Origin of the sequence: Aquiflexum sp. (assembly GCF_041749095.1) — a bacterium.
Lineage (GTDB): Bacteria > Bacteroidota > Bacteroidia > Cytophagales > Cyclobacteriaceae > Aquiflexum.
In genome coordinates, this window is the sequence record NZ_JBGTCA010000217.1 from 1 (window position 1) to 10705 (window position 10705).

Below are 10705 nucleotides of genomic sequence, written 5' to 3' on the forward strand. Positions count from 1 at the left end.
CGACTGCCCACTGCCTACTGCGACTGCCTACTGAACACTGAACACTGGACACTGAAAACTACCCATCATGTGTCGCATTCCTATCCCTAATCAGTAAATTGGCAAATCCAGCTAAAATAAGAGATGTTCCTGCAAGTACCATAGTGAAAATCACCTCTTCCCCAAACAGAAACTTATACATCACATTGATACCGCCCAATGCAGCTACGATTTGCGGAATGACGATGAACATATTGAATATTCCCATATAAACGCCCATCTGCTTAGGGTTGACCGAGCTGGAAAGCATGGCGTAGGGCATGGACAATATACTTGCCCAAGCGATTCCCACCAAAGCAAAGCATAAGTGGAGCATCCATGGTTCTGATATATAATAAATCAGGATAAAACCGCAGCCTCCTGCTATCAAGCTTAGCATGTGGACCAGTTTCCTGTTGATTTTGATTTTGCTGGTCACAAAGGCCAGTATCAGTGCATAGAACATGGAGATTAGCCCATAAGTACCCAAATAATTCCCAACACTATCTGCGGCATTATTGTAAGCCAAAGAGGAAGTGTCAGTTGCTTTGAAGATATGTTCCGTTATCGCAGGAGTCGCAAAACTCCACATGGTGAAAAAGGCAAACCAGGAAAAAAACTGGACGACACCAAGTTTTTTCATGACATCCGGCATACTTGCGATATTCCGGAAAATCTCCTTAAAGCCATTCCAGAAGCCTTTATTCTCTTCCTTTTCTTTTTCAAAGGCTTTTAAATCCTCCGGTGGATACTCATCTGTTGTAAAAATGGTATATAAAATTGAACCTAAAAGCACAACAGCTCCAATGGCAAATGCATATTTGACGGAGTCAGGGACTACACCTGGTGCGGCTGTATTGGGAATCCCCATCTGTGTCATCATCCACGGAAGGTTACTTGCAATCCATGTGCCTATACCAATGATGAGTGTTTGCACTACAAAACCATAAGATCTTTGGCTGTCCGGCAATTTATCTGCGACCAGCGCTCTGAAAGGTTCCATGCTGATATTGATGGATGCATCCAATATCCATAGCGACCCGGCTGCCATCCAAAGGGCACTGGAGTAAGGCGCAAAAAACAAAGCGCAGGTACTCAATACTGCTCCAATAAGAAAATATGGCCTTCTTCGTCCAAATTTATAATGCCAGGTTCGATCACTTAAATAACCCACAATGGGCTGAATGATCAGACCTGTCAAGGGTGCGGCGATCCATAGCAATGGTATGGCGTCTTTTTCGGCTCCAAGAGTTTGGAATATTCTAGACATGAATCCGCCCTGAAGTGCAAATCCGAATTGTATTCCAAGAAATCCGAAACTCATGTTCCAGATTTGCCAAAAGCTAAGTCTTGGTTTTTGTCTTAATGTCTGCATTATTTTGGGTAAAATATTGATTAGAATTCAATCATGGACTTTTAATGGAAATCTATGATAAAATCATCGGTTGAATGCTCAAATGTAAAACTTGCTGCACCTTTGATTTCATAATATGGATTGTCATGTTCCGGTAAAGGATCAAATTCCGTCAGTTTACCCAGAAATGCAATGTTTTCAAATTCAGGTTTTAAAGAGGATTTTCCTATTCTTGCAGAATCCACTTTTTGGTCACCGTGGATGAAGAGTTTTATCTTTTTGAATTTGCTTTTGAAATCACCCTGAGGCTTTTTAAATGTCAATTTTCCTGCAGGGGAATCCCATTCAATTTCTCTTTTGAAAAACCCTCCTTCCTTATAATCATGGCTGATGCCATCATCTTCATAGTGAACATGGATTGATTTTTCTTTTCCTTGATAAATATGCAAATACAATATTCCATCATTTGACTCTCCTGTATGGGAAACATCGGATTGGATAGCCAAGATGGATCCTGCATTGACATATACGGGGAGGTAATTCAATGGACAGTCCTGATAAATGACCTGATGACCCTTGTGAAATTGACTGTTGTACATATAATACCAATCTCCCTCGGGCAGATAAACTTTAGTGATATCCTTGGTGCTGTCTACCGGAGCTATCAAGAGTTTATCACAAAAGAGATACTGGTTTTGAAATGCTGACAGGTATATATTTTCGTCATGGGGATAATCGATGGCCAGGCTTTTTGCCAAAGGAAGCCCTGATGTAGTACTTTGATAAAAACTGCTGTAAATCGTAGGAAGCAATCTGTATCTTAATTTCATGTAATTTCTGGAGATTTCTTCCACCTCTTCACCAAATGCCCAGGGTTCTGCATCATTGCTGTTGATCATGGAATGAGCCCTAAATAGCGGGGAAAATACTGCAATACTCATCCATCTGGCGAAAAGAGATTTCGTGGCTTCCCCTGCAAAGCCGCCCACATCATAACCTGCAAATGCCACACCACTGATTCCTAAACTATTTACCAGTCTGATTCCTGCCATCATATGTTCTTCACTTGCCACATTGTCTCCTGTCCAGGCAGCAGCATAGCGTTGGATTCCCGAAAACCCTGATCTTGTCAGGACAAAGGGTCTTTCCTCAGGTCTTTGAAGCAGACTTCCTTCCATGGCACTTCTTGCCATCTGAAAGCCATAAATATTTCTGGCTTTTCGATGACTGACTATTTCCCCCTCATAGCTAAAATCAATCAGATTTGGAGTGAATTGGCCCCAAGAGGCAGGTTCATTCATATCCGTCCAATAACCGTCAACACCTGCATCATTGTAGAAAGCCATCTTTTCTGCCCACCATTGGCGTGTTTCGGGTTTGGTAAAATCAGGGAATGCGCACCATCCGGGCCAAACTTGCCCCTCATAGATCTGCCCATCCGGATATTTGACAAAAAGGTCTTTCTCCTTTCCTTCATCATATGGAAGGTAACCTATATCTGTTTTGATACCGGGATCCATGATGACCACCACCTTAAACCCCTTTTCTTTCAAAGCCCGGATCAGACTTTTTGGATCAGGGAATTTTTCACCATCAAACGTGAAGACCTTGTATTTTTCCATATGATGAATATCAAGGTAAATCACATCAGCAGGCATGTGTTTATCCCGAAAAGTCTTGGCTAAAGTAGTTACTTCAGAATCTGGATAATAAGAATATCGGCACTGCTGAAATCCCAAAGACCATAGTGGAGGCATCTCCATTTTTCCGGTCAGTCCGCTATAGGCACTGATAATTTTGGATACCGAATCATCATGGAAAAAATAGTAATCCATATCCCCATCGTCTGCTGAATAATAAACAAACCGGTTGTTTGAGGCACCAAAGTTGAAAACACTCTTGTGGGTATTGTCAAAGAAAATGCCATAAGCAAGTTGATTATGGATGCCTATGTAAAAAGGAATACTCATATATAAAGGGTCATCCCCTACACCATAGGCAAAATAATCAGTGTTCCAGTTGGTGTAAGCCCTGCCTGAACGGTCAAGATTCCCTGTTTTTTCACCCAAACCAATAAACCTTTCTTCTTTCTGAATTTTTTTATAATTGGTCACCTCGGTTCCCAACCATGAAACAGCAATAGCAGGATCATCCTGATTGATGATTTCACCGGTTGGTGTTTGGAAAGTGAGAAAAAATGGGGAGAGGTTTACGCAAAGGTGGATTTTTGAAGTTTTGATCCAAATCTGATTTCTTTCTTCTTCAATCCTGATGGAAATGATTTTAGGAGAAAGGACGGTGCTGTAAGGATTTGGATAAAAAGAATCATTTGGACTGATCTGCACCCTAATGGTATGCTCATCGAAAATAGTCAATTCAAATTTGGCTGATGGGGTCTCACCTTTGATTCCACTTTTTATTTTGCTCCAAGATTTTACTTCACCGATACCTAGATTTCTGAAATTCTGGGGGCTTTTAGAATGGGAGGTCATTAGACTTATAATTTGATTGAAAAGGTAAATAATTTTTCATCTGTCGATTGGCTTATCGGTTCAATTTAGGAAGGAATATTGAAGTTTGAAATGAGTATAAGCTTAAGTCTCTTGGTCAAGTGCGGGTTTTAAACTTATTTAAGGCAAGATTTAGCTCCAACAGTTAATTTCAAACGTTTGCACAAAAAAATGGACCAAGTTGAAAAAAAATAATTAAACCTTTACAGAAGACTTCCTGATCAGCAATTCGGTATCCAAAACTATATTTTTTTGTTCCCAAGATTGACCCTTTTTTGTATTGATCATTTCTAAAAGAAGTCTAGAAGCTTGTTCCCCGATTTTGAATCCGGGTTGGGATACCGTAGTCAGGGGAGGGTCAATCATGGAAGAAAACTGCCAATTTGAAAATCCTACTATTCCCACATCCTCCGGAATCCTGAGTCCTAAGTTTTTCAAAGCCATCATTGCACCGGCAGCTACAATATCATGATGCGCAAAAATCGCATCAGGTCTGTTTTCCGGATTTTTGAACAATTCAGTAGTGATGTCAAAACTTTCTTTTTCGGTTCCGTAAGGACATTCAATGATCCAATCAGGCTCAGGTTTAATTCCCGCATTCTTCAAGGCATCCAGAAAGCCTTCCTTTCTCTTCTTACTAATGTTTAGGTTTTGTGGACCTGAAAGGTGTGCTATTTTTTTGTAACCTTGTTCAATCAGATGACTTACTGCGTCATATGCGCCCTTATAATCATCTACCGTTACATTTACAGTGTTTTCCAATTCGGGCAATCTATCAAAAAACACAATTGGGAATCCAAGATCCAATAATTTTTTGAAATGGGTAAAATCGGTTGTTTCTCTGGAAAAGCTTACCAAAAAACCATCAATCTGATTGGACAGCATGGTTTCAATGCTGCTTTGTTCACGGCTAAGTTTTTCATTGGTCTGACATAAAATTACATTGTAACCATTGGCAAAAGCCACTTCCTCTATTCCGCTGATCACGGTTGAGAAGAAAAAATGTACTACTTCCGGAATGATGACACCAATGGTAAATGATTTACTCTTCCTTAAACTCAGGGCCACGGCATTGGGCCGGTAATTTAATTTATCTGCCAATTCCTTGACCTTTCTTTTTGTTTCATCACTGATGCCAGGGTAATCTTTTAATGCCCTGGAAACTGTAGATGAAGAAACATTAAGTTCTCTTGCTATATCTTTAATTGTGGCTTGGCCTAATTTCATAAATTATATTATTCTAAGAATGATTTTAGTTGGGAAATTAAGTGATTTATTGCAATTTAATTGTCTGGGTTTTTATGTGATTTTGATTTTTATAATGCCAATATACATAAAATAGATTCAAATTTTAAACCAACTGCAAACGATTGCGGTGACGTTTGCATTAATATTATTATTTGAAATTTAGGTAAAGTGTTTGCTTTAACATTTTTGTTTGTTTAAATTTTGAATGAGTTATTTTCTCATAATCACTGATAACATTAGATTTAATGGTGTTTTATTGAAGAATACCTGTATTAAATTGAAATTAATTAATAATATTTGACAACAATAATTACCAAAAACTAATACCTATGAAAGTACTTTCTAAAATCCTTTGGGTAGCATTTTTGCTCCCTCTAACTTGGTCTTGTGGTGAAATAGACCCACCCACAATTATTTCTCAAACATCTTCTTCAATTTTATCCACTTCACCTATAATCTTGACAGAAGAAGATGCAGAAGAATTTATTGCATTTGAAGTCAGTCCTGCTGATTTTGGTGTTCCTACTGAAGTTAGGTATACAATACAAATGGATAGACCGGGCAATAATTTTGCAACCCCAATTGAACTGCGCACAAATACCAGTTCTACCTTATTGGTAAGGGTAGATACACTCAATATGAGAGCAATAGCAAAAGGTATCACAGCAGGAGAAACCGGAAATATGGAATTCCGGGTAAAAGCGGTACCGACAAGAAGTATACCTGAACTTATTGGAACAGCTTCAACCGTTGCAATTACAACTTATGAAGATGCTTCAGTTCTGAAAAACCTATTCCTAGTCGGTGCAGCCACCGCACCTGGATGGAATCCTGATAACAATAACCCAGCCTTGTTCAGAGATCCTGTAAATACCAACCTGTATGTTTACACAGGATTTTTTAATGCGGGTGAATTTAAAGTGCTGGAAACAATAGGTGCGTGGCAGCCCCAATATGGCACTAATGATGGTACTGCTGTGGCTGTCAACGAAGGAGGAGGATCTGATCCGGGAGCCTTTGTTATTCCATCAAATGGTTTTTACACCTTTACAATGAATCTTGAGACCAATACTTTCTCTATTGAAGCATATACAGGTGGTGCAGGTACTGACTATGCAACAGTGGGTATTATTGGAAATGCAACTGCAGGAAGCTGGGATAATAGTACCCCGATGATAAAATCAACATTCGATGGGAATATCTGGAGAATTACAGCTGCGCTCACAGTAGGTGAAATGAAATTCAGGGCAAATGACGCTTGGGCTGTCAATTGGGGCGCAAATACTCCCATCAGTGGTAAAGGAGTTCAGGAAGGGCCTAATATTCCAATTGAGGAAGCAGGAAATTATACAATTTGGTTCAATTCCTTAGATGGACGATATATATTGATACCATAATTTTAATGTTGGACCTAATAAAAAGGCTACTTATTTAAGTAGCCTTTTTGCTATCTACTCTTTTTAGCTTTAAATTCCAGATCAGCTAACCTTATTATAAAAAATGCTTAATAAATTACTCATTACCATTGTTTTTTTGGTTTCGACAGCTTCGGTATTTGGACAAGTCACAACAGTCCCAAGCTTCCCCCGAGCTGACCAAAATATTAAAATCACTTATGATGCTACCAAAGGAACCACAGGGCTTCAAGGTGTAGACCCAGTCTATATCCATATCGGTGCAGTTATAGCTGGTCCAACCTCAAATGTTTGGGCTATTGTGCCATTTACTTGGGCAACTTCCAATCCCGATGCCCGAATGACCAAAGTGGCCAATAATATTTGGGAATGGGAACTTATCCCTAACGAGTTTTTCAATATTACAGCAGGGCAAACCATTTATAGAATGGGCATGGTGTTCAGGAATGCAGATGGTACCCGAGAAGGTAAGACAGATACCAACGGTGATTTTTTTGTGGATCTTAGCCAAGGCTTTCAGGTTGCTTTTACCAATCCATCAAGTTCCTCAGTGCTTTTGGAAGTGGGGGATACCCAAGATATTTCTATAGTTTCCTCAGACCTTGCTGACCTGAGTATTTCAATAAATGGTACTATAGTCAGTTCTTCTTCTAATGTTGATGAATTGAATTACACCTTTCAGGCAGCATCTGAAGGCGTATTTATTATTGAAGCCAAGGCCGCAAAAGGTGGAGAAGAAGATTCAGCAGAACTTATCATCACAGTAGTAGGACCAAGTCCAAAACAGCCCTTACCACAAGGGGTGATAAAGGGTATCAATTATATATCTGATACAGAAGTGGTTTTGGTATTGGAAGCCCCAATGAAAAAAAATGCATTTGTGATCGGGGATTTCAATGATTGGCAGGTCCTGCAAGCATATCAAATGAACCAGACTTTGGATGGGGAAATGTTCTGGTACAGATTGACTGGACTTATTCCCGGGCAGGAATATATTTTTCAGTATTTGGTTGATGGCAACCTCAGGATAGGCGACCCTTATGCAGACAAAGTATCTGATCCTTTTCATGACAATGAAATCATACAGCAGGACAGGTATCCCGGTCTTAAACCTTATCCTCATGGAAAAACTGAGTTTCAGGCCACTTTTCTCCAAACAGCACAACAGGAATACCAATGGCAGCACACCGAATACAACAAACCTGCACCTGAGGAATTGGTGGTTTACGAACTTCTGGTCCGTGATTTTGATGACCTAAGAACTTTCAAAGCTGTAACTGAAAGGCTGGAATATTTAAAAGATCTTGGCATCAATGCGATAGAGTTGATGCCCATCAAGGAATTTGAAGGTAATCTTTCATGGGGTTACAATCCGTCCTTCTTTTTTGCTGTGGATAAATTCTATGGCCCAAAAAACCATTTGAAGGAGCTGATAGATGAGGCGCACAAAAGGGATATGGTTGTCATTCTTGATATGGTATTAAACCATGCTTTTGGCCAAAATCCTTTTGTCAGACTTTATAATGATGGGGATTATGGTGCACCGACACCGGATAATCCCTGGCTCAATAGGACGGCAAGGCATCCTTTCAATGTTGGGTATGATTTCAACCATGAAAGTCCATATACCAAGGCATTTGTGGATTCAGTCAATAATTATTGGTTGACTGAATATAAGGTTGATGGCTTCAGGTTTGACCTGAGCAAAGGATTTACCCAAGTCAATTCAGGTGATAATGTCGGCCTGTGGGGTCAAAGAGATCAATCCAGAATCGATATCTGGAAAAACATATATGACCAGATCAAAAAGGACCATCCTGATGCCTATGTGATTCTTGAGCATTTTGCAGACAATTCCGAAGAAAGGGAATTGGCAGATTATGGGATGATGTTTTGGGGCAATCTGAACTTTGATTTTAGGGAAATGGCCAAAGGAGGTTCAAGAAATTTCGATTGGGGTTATTATAAGACCAGAGGTTGGTCAAAAAACAACCTGGTCAGCTACATGGAAAGCCATGATGAGGAAAGGACAATGTGGGAATCCCTGACCTTTGGACAGACATCACCCATCAATATCCGACAGATCAAGAATGCTGTCAATAGAAATCAGTTGATGGCGGCTTTCTTTTTCTCAATTCCCGGTCCCAAGATGATATGGCAGTTTGAAGAATTCGGGTATGATCTGGAACTGAACAATGATAGACTTGGAATCAAACCCACGAGATGGGATTATCTTGATGATCCGGAGAGGATCAGACTGTTCAATCTTTACAGGGCCATGATTGATCTTAAAAATAACCATGAGGCATTCAATACCCCGGATAATGCCGTTCTCAATTTGGCTCAACCCTTAAAATCCATCAGGCTTGTTGATGGGGATTTCCAGATGATTCTACATGGAAATTTTGGACTTACGGATATCAATAATGCAGACTTAAGTTTTCCTGCTCAAGGTACATGGTACAATTATTTCACAGGAGAAGAAATTAATATTACGGGTAACTCAAGAACTTTCAGAGTTAGGGCAAATCAGTTTTTATTGTTCACCAACCAGAAACTTCCGTTGCCTGAAGGTGACATTTTGGAAGACCCCATTACGTCAATTGGAACCGAGGTGGTGGATTTGAGCGGATTTAAACTTTATCCGGTCCCCGCCAATGACAGATTAAATGTGGCTGCACCCGAAGCCGTCAATCAGTTCAGATACAGGATTATAGATGTGAAAGGTTCCGTCTTGAGAGAGGGAAGCCATACGGTTACTGATAATATTTTACAAGTGGATATTAAGGATTTTAACACAGGTCTTTATATCTTTGAGATCAGTGATAACCGTCAAGTGCTTAGAAAACGGTTCATAAAACAATAATCAATCATTTTTGAAAAAAAAATCATGAAATTCAAACCAGGAGTAAAGTATGGTGAGGAGCTCAAGGATCTTTTGCAATATGCGAAGGAAAGTGAGTTTGCTATGCCTGCAGTCAATGTGATCAATACCAGTACAGTCAATGGTGTATTAGAAGCTGCCAAAAAGGTAAATTCACCTGTAATCATTCAATTCTCAAATGGAGGCGGGCAATTTTTTGCCGGAAAAGGAGTTGGCAACGAAAACCAAATAGGTGCCATTCAAGGTTCGATTTCAGGTGCATTGCATGTTCACAGGATGGCTGAAGCTTATGGAGTTCCGGTTGTATTACATACTGATCATTGTGCCAAAAAACTATTGCCATGGATTGATGGCTTGCTTGAAGAAGGCAAAGCATATTATGCAGCTTATAAAAGACCATTGTACAGTTCCCACATGTTGGATCTTTCAGAAGAACCTGTAGAGGAAAACATAAAGATTTCGGTGAAATATTTCAAAGAGTTCAAAAAACTTGAAATGGGTATCGAGATCGAATTGGGTGTAACAGGCGGTGAAGAAGATGGGGTAGATAATACTGATATAGATAGTTCAAAGTTATATACACAGCCATCAGAGGTAGCTTATGCTTATGAGCACCTTAGGGAAGTTGGAGATTTGTTTACTGTTGCCGCGGCATTTGGAAATGTACATGGGGTATACAAACCTGGAAATGTTTCATTGAAGCCTGTCATTCTCAAAAATTCCCAGGATTATATCAATCAAAAATTCGGAACCACCGGAAAACCGCTATTCTTTGTGTTTCATGGAGGTTCAGGCTCGACCACTGAGGAAATCAGGGAAGCCAATAGCTACGGTTCTGTTAAAATGAATATAGATACAGATCAGCAGTGGGCTTTTTGGGAAGGAGTCAAAAACTATTACAAGGCCAATGAAGGATACCTTCAAAGTCAATTGGGAAATCCTGACAGCCCGGATGGTCCAAACAAGAAATATTATGACCCAAGAGTTTGGCTAAGAAAAGGAGAAGAATCATTTATCAAGAGACTTGAGTTGGCATTTGATATGCTCAACGCGATAAACAGAAACTGATAAATACTTCAATCATATTGAAAAAGTCACTTCAAAAGTGACTTTTTCTGTTTAAATATAGCCCTTATGAAACAACACTTAATCCCCTTTATTCTTTTAATGTCAATACTTACCGCTTCGTGTACAGATAGGAAAATAAAGAAAATTGAAAATCATTGGCCTCATGCAGGCATTACATATGAGATTTTTATCCAATCATTTTATGATT

6 protein-coding genes are annotated in these 10705 nt (G+C 39.6%); 3 read left to right on the plus strand and 3 right to left on the minus strand.

Annotated features, from left to right (window positions below; all coding sequences use genetic code 11):
- Positions 1 to 58 precede the first annotated feature (58 nt).
- From ACEW8O_RS10615 to ACEW8O_RS10625, 3 genes are all read right to left on the minus strand, one after another.
- The gene (locus tag ACEW8O_RS10615) at positions 59 to 1393 is read right to left on the minus strand and encodes an MFS transporter (RefSeq protein ID WP_373494607.1); all 1335 of its coding nucleotides are present in this window, start codon (positions 1391 to 1393) and stop codon (positions 59 to 61) included.
- A 41-nt stretch (positions 1394 to 1434) separates the two neighbouring features.
- Positions 1435 to 3864, minus strand: coding sequence for a TIM-barrel domain-containing protein (locus tag ACEW8O_RS10620; RefSeq protein ID WP_373494608.1), 2430 nt, complete (start codon positions 3862 to 3864; stop codon positions 1435 to 1437).
- 213 nt (positions 3865 to 4077) lie between these two features.
- Positions 4078 to 5109 (minus strand): LacI family DNA-binding transcriptional regulator, encoded by a 1032-nt coding sequence (locus ACEW8O_RS10625; protein WP_373494609.1) that lies wholly within the window; start codon positions 5107 to 5109, stop codon positions 4078 to 4080.
- Between the two features lie 350 nt (positions 5110 to 5459).
- Between ACEW8O_RS10625 and ACEW8O_RS10630 the strand changes: the two genes are divergently transcribed.
- The 3 genes from ACEW8O_RS10630 (at position 5460) to fbaA (ending at position 10497) form a co-directional block, all read left to right on the plus strand.
- Positions 5460 to 6527, plus strand: coding sequence for a SusF/SusE family outer membrane protein (locus tag ACEW8O_RS10630; protein WP_373494610.1), 1068 nt, complete (start codon positions 5460 to 5462; stop codon positions 6525 to 6527).
- Between the two features lie 103 nt (positions 6528 to 6630).
- Positions 6631 to 9411 (plus strand): alpha-amylase family glycosyl hydrolase, encoded by a 2781-nt coding sequence (locus ACEW8O_RS10635; protein ID WP_373494611.1) that lies wholly within the window; start codon positions 6631 to 6633, stop codon positions 9409 to 9411.
- Positions 9412 to 9435: 24 nt separating this feature from the next.
- Positions 9436 to 10497, plus strand: coding sequence for a class II fructose-bisphosphate aldolase (fbaA, locus tag ACEW8O_RS10640; RefSeq protein ID WP_373494612.1), 1062 nt, complete (start codon positions 9436 to 9438; stop codon positions 10495 to 10497).
- Positions 10498 to 10705: the final 208 nt, after the last annotated feature.

Bases quoted from the DNA above. Each gene is read 5' to 3' on its own strand.
- ACEW8O_RS10625 (WP_373494609.1), bottom strand. From the start codon at position 5,109: ATGAAATTAGGCCAAGCCACAATTAAAGATATAGCAAGAGAACTTAAT.
- ACEW8O_RS10630 (WP_373494610.1), top strand. From the start codon at position 5,460: ATGAAAGTACTTTCTAAAATCCTTTGGGTAGCATTTTTGCTCCCTCTA.
- ACEW8O_RS10620 (WP_373494608.1), bottom strand. From the start codon at position 3,864: ATGACCTCCCATTCTAAAAGCCCCCAGAATTTCAGAAATCTAGGTATC.
- ACEW8O_RS10635 (WP_373494611.1), top strand. From the start codon at position 6,631: ATGCTTAATAAATTACTCATTACCATTGTTTTTTTGGTTTCGACAGCT.
- ACEW8O_RS10615 (WP_373494607.1), bottom strand. From the start codon at position 1,393: ATGCAGACATTAAGACAAAAACCAAGACTTAGCTTTTGGCAAATCTGG.
- fbaA (WP_373494612.1), top strand. From the start codon at position 9,436: ATGAAATTCAAACCAGGAGTAAAGTATGGTGAGGAGCTCAAGGATCTT.